This is a genomic window from Pedobacter sp. Bi126 (genome assembly GCF_918698245.1).
Taxonomy (GTDB): Bacteria; Bacteroidota; Bacteroidia; order Sphingobacteriales; family Sphingobacteriaceae; genus Pedobacter.
Genome location: NZ_CAKKMS010000003.1, coordinates 362601 through 378928, shown reverse-complemented (window position 1 = coordinate 378928; position 16328 = coordinate 362601). Strand labels below are relative to the sequence as shown.

The following is a 16328-nucleotide window of genomic DNA, read 5'->3' as shown; positions in this document are numbered from 1 at the left end:
CGTGTAATCACGCTAATCTGTGTAATCCCATTTATGAACTCGCTTCCACTTGCCTACTTAATTCCTATTTTTCTAATTGCCCTTTATCTTATCCTTAAAAAAAAGAAAGTTACTGTTGAGCCTTTAACGGATGTAGACAAAAAGATACTGGATGATTATGTAGGGTATTACCATAATCTCGATTCGACCGATAAGCTGAGGTTTGAACAGAAAGTGGCCGCGTTTTTCAGCACGGTTAAAATAGAAGCGGTGGGTTTAGAAATGACAACATTAGATGAGTTGCTGATTGCCTCAAGCGCAGTTATCCCGATTTTTGGTTTCGACGATTGGCAATACAAAAACTTAACCAGCGTTTTATTGTATCCAGATACTTTTAATAAAGATTTTCAGTTTGAAGGTGGTGAAAGGAATATTATGGGTATGGTAGGGACGGGTTATATGAATGGACAGATGATTTTATCACGCTCGGCCTTGCGACATGGTTTTTCTAAAAGTGCAGGGAAAGAAAATACGGCTATACACGAATTTGTACACCTTTTAGATAAATCTGACGGCGCAACAGATGGTGTTCCAGAGAATTTAATTGCACATGAATATACTTTACCATGGATTAAGATGATGCATGAGGAGATGGAAAAAATAGAAGACAATAAATCGGATATTAATCCTTATGCCATCACTAATCAGGCAGAATTTTTTGCTGTGGTTTCAGAGTATTTCTTTGAAAAACCTGAACAGTTAAGGGATAAACATCCCGAATTGTATTTTCAGCTAAGCCGCATTTTTGCACAACAACCTGCAGGTTAAAATGGGAAATGATCAAATAAAAATATTTGCAGCAATCATCTGGAGCCTGATCTCTGTAACTGCTTTTGCACAGAAAACCTATGTGCTAAGACAAAATTATCCAACGGGCTATAAGTACGATTTCACACTTACTTCCGAACAGATCATTAACCAGAAAATTGCTGGCCGCGATGTACATTTAACCCAAAGCATTGGAACGGATTATACTTTTGATATTACCGAAGGCCATAGCGGGGAAAAGGATGTGAAAGTAATATACAACAGAATTTTCATGAAATCTGTAGCGATGGGCAACACCATGACCCTCAATTCAGATGATCAGGATAGTACCAAAAAGAACCCTTTTAGCGGCTTAAAAGGGGCGTCTTTTTATATGACTGTAACCCCAAATGGTGGGATTAAAACCGTTGCTGGTATAGATAAAATGCTTGATAATATGGCGGCAAGGATGACTAAGGATACCAGTCAGGTTAAACAGATAAAAAATGCTTTAAGTAAACAATTTAGCAACGAGGTGGTGAAACAGACCATGGAATCGTCATTTAAAATTTACCCTGAAAAACCGGTTAAAATAGGCGACAGCTGGACGGTTGATACCAAAATGCAGATGAGTATGCCCATTGAAACAATTACACAATACACATTGAAAGAGGTAAAAGATGGTATTGCCATATTAGGGGTAAAAGGCACATTAGTCTCAAAAGGAAATTTTGAAGTGATGGGCAACAAAATGGAAACTGATCTACAAGGAACCAACTCCGGAGAAACCTCACTTGATATGAAAACCGGAATCGTACTTAACAGCCACCTCCGTGTAGAGCTGTATGGTAAAATGAAATCGATGGGACAGGACATCGATTTCGAAATGCAGGGCATTAATAAAATTGTAGGGAAAGAGGTTAATTAGATTTACTGTTGCAGACCTTATAGGTCTCAAAAACCTATAAGGTCTGATAAAAAACTACAAACTACCTGTTAAAGCCACCAGAAATTCCGTCGGAATTTCGATATGCGGAATATGCCCGCAGGCATCAAATTCGATAATTTTAGCACCGATAATTTTGGCTGCAGTCTGCTTTCCCAAAAGTTTATATTGCCCGTGTAAAGCCTGTTGATCTGGCGTAAGCAGGCCTTTGCCGACGATGGTTTTGTCTTCCTTACCAATAAACAAAACGGTAGGAACCTTTAAATTCTGAAATTCGTAGACCACAGGTTGTTCATAAATCATGGTATAAGTTAGTGCGGCAACTTTGGCCCAGCGTGGGTAGTCGGAACTATTGGTTACCCCTCCCGCAATGCTCACCAGGTATTCATATTCGGGTTTCCAATAAGTAAAATATGAACCTTGGTAATATTTACGAACACTTTCTGCTGTGGTTTTAAGTTCCGTTTGGTATTGTTGTGCGGTGGTGATATATGGAATGAAAGTTTTATAATCTTCGAGCCCAATTGGATTTTCGAGCAAAAGTTTTTCAGTCGCTTCCGGGTACATTAAAGCAAAACGCGTAGCCAGCATACCACCCATACTATGACCTAAAACTACGGTTTTTTGAACACCCAAGGTATCTAGAAGTCGTTTATTCCAGGTAGCCATTTGGTGGAAACTGTAATGGATAAATGCTTTAGATGATTTGCCAAAACCAATTTGATCAGGCACAATAACCCGGTAACCGATGTTGGTTAAGGCTTTAATTACATTGCCCCAGTAATAACCTCCAAAATTTTTCCCATGGAATAAGATGGCTGTTTTTCCATTGGCTGCTGCGGTTGGTGCAACATCCATATAAGCCATTTTAATATCTTGCCCTTCGGTATTGATAGGAAAATATTTAACTGGATAGGGGTATTTAACATTATCAAGGGTGATAGATAGGGTGTCTATCTTTTGTGCTTGCGCATGGCTAAAAACGAACAGGCTGAGGGCAAATAAAAGAAAATATCTCTTCATGATTGGTAATGATGTAAAAACTAAAAAGCTAATTGGCCCAAGTTAAACTTTTGCCAATTAGTTAGCTTAAAAATCATGCCCTTTTTACACCATGAGGAGTAAAAGGTGGTTGTAAATACATTAAATCGTAAAAAATGGGCGTATCATAAATATAGAGTTGTGATCATGAGCTTGTCGAAGGAACTGTTTAAGTACTTTTGAGCAAACGTTTCGACAAGCTCAACGTCATAGACTTGAATTTAAATTTATGATACAGCCTTATAAATTATTTCTTAAACAATTGTTTAAGCAGAGGTGTTGGAATCTGCAGGGTTGTAGCATCAGAAAAATCGCCAGTGAAGGTTTTCACTTTAACGTTTTGCAATTTTACGCTCGATGTATCCGTCGTTTTAATATTCAGGTTATCAAAGGGGAATTCTTTGTTGTCATCTATATTCCCAATTTCAATTTCTGAGTTATTCGCCGTAACATATAGGTCTTTAAAAGCATTGATAACACCGCTAAACTTTGTTTTATTTAGATTAAGGTAGAGCTTTCCAATCTTCGTTGGATTAATTATACTTGTCACTTTTCCTTTTGTATCGTTGTAGGTAATGTCGCCTGTTAGGAATAACATTTCGCTATGATCAACATTTAACTTTATAGAATCTGAATGGGCGCTAAATTCAAAAATATTCGAATTTGTAACTGAAGCCTCGTTAATGTTAGGACAATATATAACCAAGACAATTTTTTCGGCGTCGTTGTCATTAGTTTGATTCTTAACGGTAATCTGCAGCACTCCGTTAGCATCCACTTCAAATTTTAAATCGTTTTTAAACTTTTCAGGAACTTTAAGTCCATACCGCTTATCTTCTTTTACATAAAGCTGTACACTAAAACGCTTGGCATCTTTTATCTGAATGGCTTTAAATGGCGTTTGTAAGGGAATCGTTATCCTGCCTTTCGATTTTTGATCAAAAGCTTCGTTATTGATTTCTTGTGTTCCAAAATAAGTGTCCTCTATTCCCCTTTCCCTATAGTTTAGCTTTATATTGATCGCGACAACCACAATTGGTATGACGATGAGTAGCGCCGCAAGGCTGATTAATAATTTATTACTTGTTTTCATATCCTTAAGCGTTAAAGTTCTCTTTTACAAATGTTTTATATTGATTTTCCAATTCATCAAAACCAATATTAAGTAGGTAAATATTCCTGAAAACCACAGGTAGATCAGCTATAATGAACTGATGTTTTCTATAGTTTCTTACATTATCTATTGCCGCCTCATCTACAAAAAAGCCAATTCCTCTTTTATTGTTAATGATGTTCTTGTTTTGTAGCAGTTCATAAGTACGCATTACTGTATTTGGGTTAACTTCAAGTTCAACCGCTAATTCCCTAACTGAGGGTACTTTTTCTTCGGCTTTCCATTTCCCCAACAAAATGTGTTCGCAAACATATTCTGCTATTTGAAGGTATATCGCCTTGTTATCTCTAAATTCCATGTCTACTATGCCGTTAAGTTTAAACTTCTTTTTCTTTAAGACGGATGTAGGTAATCGCCCACACGATAATGGTGATGATGCTTGTTATCAATAAAATTGTCCACAGAATCAAATCATTATCACTTTTCCCGTAATGGTAGGGAACCTTGCCTTCCATTACCCACCTCGAAAATTTAACCATCAGGTAAGATGCAAGGCCGATAAAAACCATTACAGATAGTGCTGTTTTGATGTAATGAAAGCGGTTGAAATACACGGATCCTAAAAGGAATATGCTTGTAATAAGAAAGGGAAAGGCAAAAAAGTAGCTGCAATATTTCCTGTAACCTTCATCATTAAAGACCTGATAAGTAATCGTTTCAACTTCTCTAACAGCCCCGTTTTTTTGCAAGAGGCCTCTAAAGGCAGCAAGGTGACCGTTCAGGTATTTTACAAAGGCCAAATCTGTTAAATAAAAGATTAATAGATAGCTAAACAAACTTATTATTGCAGTGTAAACTACACCTGCCAGAAATTTTTCGAATACTGAAGCGGGTGTCATCAGTTCTAAAATGGCCCTTGATTTCTGCCCCAGGATATTAAAATAGATACTTGCTACGATGCTGATAAAAACAAATCCCAAAATCAGGAAAAGAGGGTAGCGGAAACGCATATCAAGGTTGCCGTCATAGTCGAAATTATTGTCTTTAAGTGGTGAGGGTATATTGTAGCTATAAAATCCCACTACAATTCCCAATAACACCACTAGACTGATTAAATAAATTTTCCCAAAATCAAGCCACTGTCTTTTAAGCAATAAGCCAAATCGATTGATATTAAATGTGTTGTTCATCACTTAACTGAATAAAGGTTTAAATTTGATTTTTTCTGCAAGTATGGCATTAAAAAGAAGTTCCATATCTAATTTGCTTTCTTCCTGGTGATAGTTTGGCATCACGACGTTATAGCCGGAGAGAGACGGTTCAGCGTAAATAATACTGTCATCAATTTCCTTAACCTTTTTGAATGTTAGCTTTGCTGTAATTTCTTCTACTGAAGCTTTAAGCGCAACGTCATTTTCGTCAAGCATAATTACCGTGTCGATCAGGTTATCGAGATCCCTCACCTGATGGGTAGAAATGATAATGCAGCGTTCATCTGTCATAGCAGAAGCCATAATTTTTCTAAACTGAGCTTTAGAAGGAATATCTAAGCCGTTAGTGGGCTCATCCATAATTACCAGTTTCGCCTGTGTAGCTAGGCCGAAAGCGATAATTACCTTTTTCTTCTGTCCGTAACTCATGTTAATGAGCTTCTGTCCAACCGGAATATCGAATTCTTTAATCAGATCAGTAAAATAACTGTGATCGAAATTTTTGTAAAACGGAGCGTTTGCTTTTAGATAGGCATCTATTTTTACTGAAGGCAAATAAAACTCTTCTGGTATAAAACAGATCTGCTCTAAAAGTGCAGGTTGTCTTTTGGCGGGGTTAAAGCCCATTACATCCAATGTGCCGCTTTGTGCATACACCAAACCGGCCAGGTTTTTTAATAAGCTCGATTTACCGGCTCCATTTTTTCCAAGCAAACCGTAAATATGGCCATTGCTTAACCGCATGCTCATATTTTTAAATAATGGCTTATGCTTGCTGTAGCCAAAATTAAGATTGTTAATGTTTACCATATCTACTGTATTAGTTAAATAATACACTAATGTATATTGTTGTTTGATGAAATCCAAATTTTTATAGAAAAAAGTTCAGCGGTAAGCGAATAGCGGTGGGCGTTTTCAGGCCGATAGCTCCGTGTTCTCCGCCACAGGAAGGTAAAATGTCAGTCTAATAATTGTTGCATTAAAACATCGTTAATGTTGAGATTGTATTTTTGTAGTATATCGATATATTATGGATACAAAATGGGCATATTTACTTGGCCGCTTGGCAATAGGATTGAGTTTTTTTGGGCATGGTTTAGTGCGTTTGCCTAAGCTAGCGGGTTTTAGCCATTGGATGGTAGGACAATTTTCTAAATCGTATTTACCAGATGCATTGGTTATTCCCTTCAGTTATATTTTGCCATTCGCCGAATTTATAGCAGGGCTAATGATTATATTAGGATTGTTTACAAGGCAAGGATTGTTATTAGCCGGAGTAATTTCTTTAGCACTGATTTTCGGAACAACAGTAATTGAGAATTGGGAAGCATTGCCTTCTCAACTCGTCCATGTGGCATTTTTATCGGTACTACTTGCCTACTTGCCACATAATAGTTATGCGGTTGATAAAATCATTAAAAAATAATTATGGAATATAGAAAAATTGGAAATTCAGATTTGGAACTTTCGGTAATCACTTTTGGCGCCTGGGCAGCCGGCGGATGGATGTGGGGAAGTACAGATAGAAACGATGCGATTAATGCAATTAAAGCAGGTTACGATTTAGGGGTTACATCAATTGATACCGCTCCAATTTATGGTCAGGGCGATAGTGAAGAAATTGTGGGCGATGCAATAAAAGGTATTTCACGCGATAAATTACAACTGGTAACCAAATTCGGAATGCGTTGGGATCTTGCCAAAGGCGATTTTGGCTTTAAGAGTAAAAACAACGACGGAAAAGAGATTGATATTTATAAATATGCAGGTAAAGAGAGCGTAATTTACGAATGTGAACAATCCTTAAAACGCTTGGGTACCGATTATATCGACCTTTACCAGATCCACTGGCCAGATGTAACCACGCCGATCAGCGAAACTTTCGAAGCGGTGAACAAGTTAATTGAGCAGGGTAAAGTTCGCTATGCCGGCGTATGCAATTATAATGTAGCACAATTAAAAGAAGCAGATCAAACTTTAGAAATTATTTCTAATCAAATTCCATTTAGTATGGTAAACCGTGGTATTGAAGAGGAAACTGTTCCATATTGCATTGAAAAAAATAAGTCAATTTTGGCTTATAGTCCGATGGAGCGCGGTTTGTTAACTGGAAAAATGACCGCCGATTATAAATTCGAAGAAGGCGATCACCGTCAGGGGAATAAATTTTTCTTACCAGAAAGCATCGAAAAAACAAATGCATTTTTGACTAAAATAAAACCATTGGCAGATGAGAAAAATGCTACCCTATCTCAGCTGGTTTTGCGTTGGACGGTTGAACGACCAGGTATTACCATTGCGTTGGTTGGCGCCAGAAATGAAAAACAAGCCGTTCAGAATGCTGAGGCTATAAACGTAAAATTAAACGCTGAAGAGATTCAGTTTATCAATAGCGAATTAGCGCACGCAGGTTTTTAAACTTCAACCGCAAAGAAAAGAAGGAATACGCAAAGGACACAGAGGTTAAGATCTTCGATTTCTTTGCGAAAAAACTTTGTGTCCTTTGCGGTTAAACAAACAAGCTATGTCTAAATTATTTTCTCCTTTTACCATAAAGGATGTAACCTTAAAAAATAGAATTGTTATTTCGCCAATGTGCCAGTATTCTGCTGTTGATGGTTTTGCAACGGATTGGCATTTGGTGCATTTAGGAAGCCGTGCCGTTGGTGGCGCAGGTTTAATTATCCAGGAAGCTTCTGCAGTAACTGCCGATGGAAGAATTACCTATGCCGATTTGGGCATCTGGAAAGATGAACATGTAGCTAAATTAAAACAGATTGTTTCGTTTATCCATGATAATGGGGCAATTGCAGGCATCCAGTTGGCACATGCAGGTAGAAAAGCCAGTTGTGAAGTGCCCTGGAAAGGTGGCGAACAAATTGCCGCTGGTGAAAATAGCTGGAAACCAGTTGCGCCATCTCCGATTTCTTTTAAGCCAGGACAGGTTGAACCACATGAATTAACGATATCAGAAATTCAGGATATTGTTTTTGCCTTCCGGGCAGCTGCTAAACGTGCATTGGATGCAGGCTATAAAGTTGTAGAAATACATGCTGCGCACGGTTATTTACTGCATCAGTTTTTTAGTCCGCTGAGCAATAAACGTACAGATGTTTATGGCGGAAGTTTCGAAAACCGTATTCGCTTGGTAATCGATGTGGTTGAAGCTGTACAATCGGTATGGCCAGAAAACTTGCCTTTATTTGTTCGCATTTCTGCAACGGACTGGACGGAGGGTGGCTGGAACGAGAACGACTCGCTACAATTGGCAGCGGTGTTAAAGGATCGTGGTGTAGATTTAATTGATACCTCATCGGGTGGTAATGTACCTGATGCATTTATCCCTGCAGGACCAAATTACCAGGTTCCTTTTGCTGATAAGATCAGAAATGAAATTGGTATTTACACAGGTGCAGTAGGCGTGATTGTAGAAGCCCAGCAGGCGGAAGAAATTTTAGAACAAGACAAAGCCGATTTGATTTTTATTGCCCGCGAATCATTACGTGATGCTTATTTTCCTACACATGCGGCGCAAGTGCTTGGCGACAATACCGAATGGCCAAACCAGTACGTTAGGGCTAAGAGGGAAGTGGTTAAGAAATGATCATAGGTTTGACTAATCCTAAAATAGGTTGACACTTATTTTAGGACGGGACAGTTTCCAAAAAAAAGGAAAAAGCCGGCAAATGTCGGCTTTTTCCTTTTTTAATCAATTATGATGTGGCTGGCACATAGTACCTCAATCCAATCTACCTAAACCCGATATAAGTGGATGCCCCCGGTTTTTTCTATCAGGGCAGGAACATTAGCGGGACCGGAGCCAACTAAAAGGTACTGTCATTGCTTTCCAAATAAATAATATGGTATTAATTGCAAAGCACAAAGTAAGTCTATTTTAGCTATTAATTTGCCTTTATTAGATTGCTTCGTGCCTCGCAATGACGGATTTGTTTGTTATTTTACCAGTGTAAAAGGAACATACAATCCGAAAGTGATATTTCTACCGGTATTGTACACACCTAAATTAGGATTCTCCTGATCAAAACGGCCTGGTTTAAATCTACTTAAAGCATCATAATATTTCTGATCTAACAAGTTGTTGGCCGAAACAGACAGTTTGATTGGCTGTTTGCCTAAATTAAATGTAGCACCAATACCTGCGTTTAATAGTGTATAACCACTGGTTGGTGTTTCAAAAACATCATCCACACGCGTTTGTTTAAATGCCGAGTTGATACCAACAGATAGGTAGGCATCATTTGTTCCCTTAAGTTTAGGCTCGAAACGCAACTCGTTTCTTAAAGTTCCCGCAGGGATAAATGAAAGTGGCCTGTTTAAAGTGTTATTCTGTGCATGAACATATCCAAAGGTATTCTCGAAGTGGATAAACGGAACCGGATGGATGGTTAAACTGGCTTCTGCACCATAAAGGTTGGCGTTTACCTGTCCGTAACGGTAAACATCATAAAGTGTACCTTCAGCTTCTCTTTGTTCGCCATTGTTGGAAGCGTAAATATAATTGTGGATGTAGTTGTTATAAACACTAGCACTTGCGCTTACAATTTTTCCTTCATATTCTAAAGCTGCATCTACCTGGTAACTGCGTTCTGGACTTAAGCCCGAGTTACCGATTTCATATCTAAATGTACCTTCGTGCACACCGTTCGAGCCTAACTCTGCTGGATTCGGTGCACGGAATGCAGAACCCACATTGGCTTTAAAGTTCCATTCTTCGTTAAATTGGTGCGTAAAACCCAATGCGCCACTTACATTGGAAAATTTATTTTTGAAAGGTGCGAAAAGTTCTTCTCCGTCATCAAACAATTGTTTTCCGTTGTTTTTTCTGAAATCGTAACGTGCGCCGATGCTAAATGTATTGTTCTCCCAGTTTTTCTTGGCAAAAGCAAAAACACCTAAACCAAAAGTATCGTAAGCTGGAATTAAAAATTCTGTTCCTTTATTTTGGCTATGTGCATCATCTACACTTACCCCAAAAACGGGCTGCCATCCATTGGTTTCGTGTATATAATATTTCAGGTCTGCATTGTAGGTTTTAAGATCGAAGAATAAGGCAGGGTCCGGTCCATCTAACTCACGGCGTTGGTTTTGTTGATAGCCAAAATCAGCTTTCAAGTTGCCGTTACCGATAATGAAATTGTTGTTCAATGCAATTTTAAAGTGCCTGATATCCTGACGAGGGTATTCTAAAGTGCGGTTTTTATAATCATCGTTGGTAAAAGCACTACCATCTTCTTTTACAAAATTTCCATTGTCATCTAAAGTCGGCTCATAAAAGCCAATATTGTTATGAAAGTTAGAAACGTTTAAGTGGGTATAACCCCAGCTTTTATTTAAACCTACCATACCACTTAAATCGGTTTCGTTAAAGCCCGAATTAGGGAAGTAACCTGTTGGTGTTTTAAAAGAGTAAGCGTTTTTATACGTTCCACGGGCTCTCCAAACAAATCCGTTTTCGTTACCATTTAACATTAATGAGTTAGCAGTAAGGCCATTATTTGTAGAGTAATTGGTAATAAATTCTCCTTTAATCTGCCCTTCAGGTGCGGTACTTGGCTCTAATAGGTTAATTACACCACCGAGTGCATCAGAACCGTACATTAACGATGCAGCGCCACGTAAAACTTCAACGCGGTCTGATTTAAACTGATCGATTTCAATACCATGCTCATCGCCCCATTGCTGGCCTTGTTGTTTTATCCCATCATCTAAAGTTACAATTCTGTTGTAACCCAAGCCTCTGATTACAGGCTTAGAAATAGATGGGCCAGTAGTAATTTGCGATACACCAGGTATTTTGGTCAACGCATCAATTAAATTTGTTGAAGGCTGTAGAAGCTGATCCTTACCAATTACTGCAGAAGAAGCACTATTTCTTTTGCTGGTACTGCTGATCAAACTTCCGGTAATTACAATCTCCTTTGTTTCTATTGCAGTAGGTTGTAAAGAAAATTCTAATCCGGCTGCGCTTGCAAAATTTACCACCTGTGTAGTGGTTTTATATCCAACATAGTGTACCTCAATAAGATAACTTCCTTTTGAAGGAAGGTTATTCAACGTAAATCCTCCGTCATTGTTGGTTACTGCCGAGACTTTTAAATCAGGAATAAAAATGGTTGCACCTGGCAACGTTTGTTTGGTGCTGGCATCAATAACCTTACCTGTTATATTCTTTAAAGCGGCAGCAAAAACGGTGCTGCTTAATAATGTATATAGAATTACCAAGCCAATAAGCTGTAATTTTTTCATGTGTTGTAGTAAATAAAAATGATAGAAAAACCAAAGCAATAGCTAAATGAAGCTAGTTTTAGTTTCTCAAATAAATAATTTGATTAAGCGCGGATGCGCTTGAAAAGAAAAAATTATTATGCTAATGGGGGGCCACGTAGGCAAGTGCGCTTTATTTCGGTAAAGGCATTCTTTAAGGTCGCTTCGGTTCGGTTAAAAATTTTGGCTGATAAGAAGATTCTGTAAATGTGGTGCGTTTGCACATAATTTTTTTCAAAACTAGCATTACAGATTAAACAGGTATCGCCATGGGCCTGCACATGACTAACATGTTTACAGTTAACCTCTTTCTGCACAAGCGGAAGAGGGTTGTGGTGGTGAAGAACACTCCAGGGAGTTAAAGCAATAGCAAATACGATCAGCATAAATGCCGATAAATATTTCTTAATGTTTTGTCTATGCTTTTTCAACAGGCCAAAAGTAGTAATTCCTAAGCAATTATATATATTTACAAAGTAACATTGTATTTGCGCTGTTTTGACTCGCGGTTTAGTCAATGGTTTAACAAAGGACAGATAAGTTTAGTAATAAGTTATGGCCATACCAGTTGTACACCAATTTCGTTGTTATACACAATAAAAGGATAAGCAACTTATGAAATTTATCAGGAAACATATATTCAATGCATTATTTATCATTATCCTTTTAGTAATTGTTTTTGTGCCCGATGCAAAAGCATTTTTAATTAGGGGATTAATGGAAATTGGTTTTTATTCGCCAAAAGTTGAAAGCCCAAAGGAAACCGCAAGGAGCCTTAACGGAATCCAGTTTAAGGATGTAAAGGGAAATGTGATTGATCTTGGCGATTTAAAAGGAAAAGTCATTTTTCTTAATTTCTGGGCAACCTGGTGTCCTCCCTGTAGGGCCGAAATGCCATCGATCAATAAATTATACACTCAGTTTAAAGATGACAAACATGTTGTTTTCATTTTTGCAGATGCAGATGGCGATTTTGCCAAATCGGGCAAGTTTATGTCCGACCGTAAATATGCGATGCCCGTTTATAAAGTAGAAAGTGAGATTCCTGAAAAAATATTTGCAGGCGCTTTACCAACAACAGTTATTTTCGATAAACAGGGCCGACTGTCTTTCAGGCATGAAGGCATGGCCAATTATGCAGATAAAAAGATTGTCGACTTTCTCAATAAGTTAAAAAATACAAAGTAACTTTCTAGTAATCAGATTTTTCCAAAAATTTGAGGTTCAAATGATATTTGTATTTTGAATATATGTAGTTAACTACATATATTTGTCGAATAATATTTAGCAATGCAAAACGACTTTAAAATTGAACGGTTAAATAATCAATTCTGTGAAGCGATTATTGGGTTAATTCTGCCCATCCAACAAATAGAATTTAATGTAGATATAGACCTGGCAGCACAGCCGGATTTGTTGGATATAGAAAAAAATTACGATGGTTCTGGCGGCGCTTTTTGGGGTGCCACAGTAAATGGTGAATTGATTGGTACCATTGCCTTAATTGCTGTTCCTGAGCATCAATCGGGGGCAATCAGAAAAATGTTTGTTAAAAAGGAATTCCGAGGAAAAGATTTGGGTGTTGCGCAAGCTTTATTGAAAACACTTCTAGCCTACTGTGAGGATAATAACCTGAATGAGGTATATTTGGGTACAAAAGACGTATTGCAGGCCGCCTGCCGTTTTTATGAACGTAACGGCTTTAAATCAGTTGCAATGGAAGATTTGCCGGTTTATTTCCCTAGGATGGCTGTAGACAATGTTTTTTATAGCCTGGATTTAAAATCTCTTTAATGGAACAAAATGTAATTGATGCTTCTGGTTTATTGGCCATTTCTACCCGATTGCAAAGGCTGAGCGATCAGATCCGTAAAGATGGTCTGTTGATTTATAAAGCATTCGGAATTGATTTTCAACCCAAATGGTTCCCTGTGCTTTATACTTTATATAAAAAGTCGACCATGAATGTGGTTTCGTTGTCGGATGAAATTGGTTATGCACACCCTTCTACCATCAGTTTGTTAAAAGAATTGGAGAAGGAGAAACTGATCCGGTCTAAAAAAGATAAAGTAGATACCCGTAAACGTTTGGTTGAACTCACAGAAAAGGGTACAGCACTTCTTTCCACTATGGAGCCTGTTTGGGATGTGATTATTAAAGCCACAGCAGAAATTATGAACAGTCAAAATAACTTAATGAAAGCTATAAATGAGGTTGAGGCATCGTTAAAGGAAAAAAGCTTTCTGCAGCGGGCCGAGGTTTATATTAAGAAATGAGTGAAGGATAGAATGATAGAATGGGAAAATGATTGAATTAGAGAATGATTGAATGACGGAGAAGGTTAACCAATGATTTTACTATTTTTGCCCCCATGATTTCATTTTTCGAGGCTTCACTTAAGCAACTTTCTATCCACCACACAGGCAATAAACTGCTTGAAGAGTATTATAAATTATCTGATGCGCCTTTAAAAATTGATGATGAAGTGTTAGGAAACCTGCTGATGCAGTATTTCTTAAAACCTTTCGAAAAGGTAAATGAAGTCTACCGGTTTTATCACCCCAACGATAATTTAGAACTAAATGAAGTATTTCATTTTGTTCATGAAATTTTTGAGAACAACGAACTTTTTCACGAAGATTCGCAACAACTGGCCAAGCATTTATACGATGTAGCCAACCACCCAAAAATTAAATCTGGCGAATTGTATGTCGCTTATTTTGAAAAGGTACAGATAGAAGGCGAGCAATTGGACGTAGTTGGCGTTTTTAAATCCGAAACAAAAGATACTTACCTAAAAGTTTATCCTGAGCAGGATGGCTTTAATGTAAGTTATGAGCAAGAAGCCATCAGTATTAATAAATTAGATAAAGGCTGCCTGATTTTTAACGTTGATAAAGAAGAAGGTTACAAAGTTGTGGTGTTGGATCAATCAAAAAGTAGCAACGATTCTGCTGTTTACTGGAAAGATGAATTTTTGAAGCTGAAAATCAGGAACGACAGTTATAACCAAACCAATAATGTTTTAGGGGTTTACAAAAACTTCGTTACGCAGAAACTTGATGACGATTACGAAATCAGCAAAGCGGATAAAATCGATCTCTTAAACCGCTCGATGAAGTATTTCAAAGAAAAAGAAACCTTTGATATTGAGGAATTCGGTAATGAAGTAATTGGAAATGCCGAAGGCATTGAATCATTCAAAAACTATAAGAAGAATTACGAGCAAGAGTACGAAAGCCCCATTGCCGATAATTTTGAAATCGCCGAATCCGCTGTTAAAAAACAAGCCCGAGCCTATAAAAGCGTGTTAAAGCTGGATAAAAACTTCCATATTTATATCCATGGCAATAAAGATATGATCGAAAAAGGTTACGATGATGATAAATCGATGAACTTTTACAAGGTGTATTTTAGGGAAGAGGAGTAGAGGGGCTTTGAGTTTGGCGTTTGGGGTTTGGCGTTGCCTGGCATGGTTCAGTAGAACATCGCCTCCAAACTCATCACTCCAAGCTCCAGACTAAATCCGCTGTTGTGCCTTTAATGCCAAATACTGGTTAATTACATTAACAGTAAGTTTTTGGGGAGGAGTAAGAATGGCTAAAATGCCGTGTTTGTTGAGTTCTTTAACCATTAGTTTTTTCTCGTAGATAAATTTCTCGGCAATGGTTTTATGGTAAATGCCTTCTACATCTTTTGCAGGTGCTGTGCTCAATTCTTTTAGTTCAGTATTTTCGAAAAATACAACCACCAATAAGTGGTATTTGGCTATTCTTTTTAAATAAGGCAACTGTCTTTGCAGTGCCGATAAACTTTCGAAATTGGTAAAGAAAACCAAAAGGCCCCTTTGTTTTACTACTGATCGTACCGCGGAATAAAGTGCCTCGAGATTACTTTCAAGGTATCTCGTTTTTTCTTTGTAAAGCACATTCATAATACTGCCAAGCTGAGAAGCTTTACGGTCTGCTGGTACAACAGCGCCGATATTTTCAGATATCGTGATTAAACCTGCCTTGTCTTCTTTAAGCATGGCCACTTTCGAAAGTGCAACGGCTGCATTTATAGCATAATCGAGTAGGCTTAATCCTTCAAAAGGCATGCGCATTACACGCGATTTATCAATTACACAATAAATATTCTGCGATTTCTCGTCTGTATAGGTATTCACCATTAAACTACCTTTTCTGGCCGTAGCTTTCCAGTTAATGGTACGGATATCATCGCCACCAACATAATTTTTGATCTGGTCAAATTCGCTGCTTTGTCCAACCTTTCTGATTTTTTTGATCCCGAATTCTGTTAAATAGCGTGAAGCGGCCATCAATTCGTATTGGCCAAGGTTAATAAAAGAAGGAAAAACAGGCAGGATCTTGGCGCCATCAAAATTGTAACGGCGGTTGATTAAGCCGAGAGGTGAACTGATGTACGCTCTGATAAACCCAAAATCATACTCACCACGTTTTGTTGGTCGCAGGTTGTAGTGGATCGATTTTACTTCAGCAGATTTTAGGTGAAGTTTAAAATCTTTATCCCGGAGTTGAAACTGAAAAGGTACTTCATCAATCACCCTGGCATTTACCCCAAAACCATAACTATTTCTGATTTCGATTTGTATCGGATTTTCATCGCCATTACTCAAACGTTTCGAGGTAATTCTTTTGGCATTAATCCCTTGGGTATTTCGGTATAGAATAAAAATATCAATAAAAAATAAAATAAATACGGCGCCAGTGGCAATTTCAGGGATATCGCCCAGCCAGGCAAAAAAGAACTTCAACAAAAAAAGCACAACGCAGAGGCCTAAAGCCGCAAATAAGCGATCGCTTAGGAATAGATTGTTATAATATTGCTGAAAGAATTTTTTCAATGTTGTTTAATCGGTTAATTGTTTAAACTAGTTAACTGTTGCGACAAAATCCGACTTCGGACTCCTGACTCAAGACTT

The 16328-nt window shown here is 37.8% G+C and carries 16 protein-coding genes; 9 read left to right on the top strand and 7 right to left on the bottom strand.

Annotated features, from left to right (window positions below):
• The first annotated feature begins 33 nt into the window (after positions 1-33).
• Both LQ201_RS11790 and LQ201_RS11785 read left to right on the top strand, forming a co-directional pair.
• Positions 34-807 (top strand): zinc-dependent peptidase, encoded by a 774-nt coding sequence (locus tag LQ201_RS11790; protein WP_230142574.1) that lies wholly within the window; start codon positions 34-36, stop codon positions 805-807.
• A gap of 1 nt (position 808) precedes the next feature.
• Positions 809-1714 (top strand): DUF6263 family protein, encoded by a 906-nt coding sequence (locus tag LQ201_RS11785; RefSeq protein WP_230142572.1) that lies wholly within the window; start codon positions 809-811, stop codon positions 1712-1714.
• A 54-nt stretch (positions 1715-1768) separates the two neighbouring features.
• Here the strand turns inward: LQ201_RS11785 and LQ201_RS11780 are convergent, their stop codons facing one another.
• The 5 genes from LQ201_RS11780 to LQ201_RS11760 all read right to left on the bottom strand — a co-directional run bounded on the left by LQ201_RS11780 (position 1769) and on the right by LQ201_RS11760 (position 5908).
• On the bottom strand, positions 1769-2755 hold the full coding sequence (locus LQ201_RS11780) for an alpha/beta fold hydrolase (protein WP_230142570.1): 987 nt from the start codon (positions 2753-2755) through the stop codon (positions 1769-1771).
• Between the two features lie 265 nt (positions 2756-3020).
• Entirely contained in the window at positions 3021-3866 is an 846-nt protein-coding gene (locus LQ201_RS11775; protein ID WP_230142568.1) for a hypothetical protein, read from the bottom strand.
• Positions 3867-3870: 4 nt separating this feature from the next.
• Positions 3871-4245: a GntR family transcriptional regulator gene (locus LQ201_RS11770; protein WP_230142567.1), complete on the bottom strand. Its 375-nt coding sequence runs from the start codon at positions 4243-4245 to the stop codon at positions 3871-3873.
• Between the two features lie 19 nt (positions 4246-4264).
• Complete coding sequence (locus LQ201_RS11765; RefSeq protein ID WP_230142564.1) at positions 4265-5077, bottom strand: hypothetical protein; 813 nt, start codon at positions 5075-5077, stop codon at positions 4265-4267.
• Between the two features lie 3 nt (positions 5078-5080).
• Entirely contained in the window at positions 5081-5908 is an 828-nt protein-coding gene (locus LQ201_RS11760) for an ATP-binding cassette domain-containing protein (protein WP_230142562.1), read from the bottom strand.
• Positions 5909-6128: 220 nt separating this feature from the next.
• On the opposite strand from LQ201_RS11760, the gene LQ201_RS11755 reads away from it, so the two are divergent.
• The 3 genes from LQ201_RS11755 (at position 6129) to LQ201_RS11745 (ending at position 8702) form a co-directional block, all read left to right on the top strand.
• Positions 6129-6524: a DoxX family protein gene (locus tag LQ201_RS11755; RefSeq protein ID WP_230142559.1), complete on the top strand. Its 396-nt coding sequence runs from the start codon at positions 6129-6131 to the stop codon at positions 6522-6524.
• Positions 6525-6526: 2 nt separating this feature from the next.
• Positions 6527-7516 carry an aldo/keto reductase gene (locus LQ201_RS11750; RefSeq protein WP_230142557.1) on the top strand — a complete coding sequence of 330 codons (990 nt, stop codon included), beginning with the start codon at positions 6527-6529 and terminating at the stop codon, positions 7514-7516.
• Positions 7517-7622: 106 nt separating this feature from the next.
• Positions 7623-8702, top strand: a complete 1080-nt coding sequence (locus LQ201_RS11745; protein WP_230142556.1) for an NADH:flavin oxidoreductase/NADH oxidase — start codon at positions 7623-7625, stop codon at positions 8700-8702.
• A 350-nt stretch (positions 8703-9052) separates the two neighbouring features.
• Here LQ201_RS11745 and LQ201_RS11740 read toward each other — a convergent pair whose 3' ends face one another.
• Positions 9053-11365 carry a TonB-dependent receptor gene (locus tag LQ201_RS11740; protein ID WP_230142554.1) on the bottom strand — a complete coding sequence of 771 codons (2313 nt, stop codon included), beginning with the start codon at positions 11363-11365 and terminating at the stop codon, positions 9053-9055.
• A gap of 633 nt (positions 11366-11998) precedes the next feature.
• Here LQ201_RS11740 and LQ201_RS11735 point away from each other — a divergent pair.
• From LQ201_RS11735 to LQ201_RS11720, 4 genes are all read left to right on the top strand, one after another.
• Positions 11999-12571: a TlpA disulfide reductase family protein gene (locus tag LQ201_RS11735; RefSeq protein ID WP_230142552.1), complete on the top strand. Its 573-nt coding sequence runs from the start codon at positions 11999-12001 to the stop codon at positions 12569-12571.
• A gap of 102 nt (positions 12572-12673) precedes the next feature.
• Positions 12674-13177 (top strand): GNAT family N-acetyltransferase, encoded by a 504-nt coding sequence (locus LQ201_RS11730; protein WP_230142551.1) that lies wholly within the window; start codon positions 12674-12676, stop codon positions 13175-13177.
• Positions 13177-13659: a MarR family winged helix-turn-helix transcriptional regulator gene (locus tag LQ201_RS11725; RefSeq protein ID WP_230142550.1), complete on the top strand. Its 483-nt coding sequence runs from the start codon at positions 13177-13179 to the stop codon at positions 13657-13659. Before LQ201_RS11730 ends, LQ201_RS11725 begins: the two co-directional genes overlap by 1 nt.
• 95 nt (positions 13660-13754) lie before the next feature.
• Positions 13755-14813, top strand: a complete 1059-nt coding sequence (locus tag LQ201_RS11720) for a nucleoid-associated protein (RefSeq protein WP_131528988.1) — start codon at positions 13755-13757, stop codon at positions 14811-14813.
• A gap of 90 nt (positions 14814-14903) precedes the next feature.
• Here LQ201_RS11720 and LQ201_RS11715 read toward each other — a convergent pair whose 3' ends face one another.
• Positions 14904-16250 carry a DUF58 domain-containing protein gene (locus tag LQ201_RS11715; protein WP_230142547.1) on the bottom strand — a complete coding sequence of 449 codons (1347 nt, stop codon included), beginning with the start codon at positions 16248-16250 and terminating at the stop codon, positions 14904-14906.
• Positions 16251-16328: the final 78 nt, after the last annotated feature.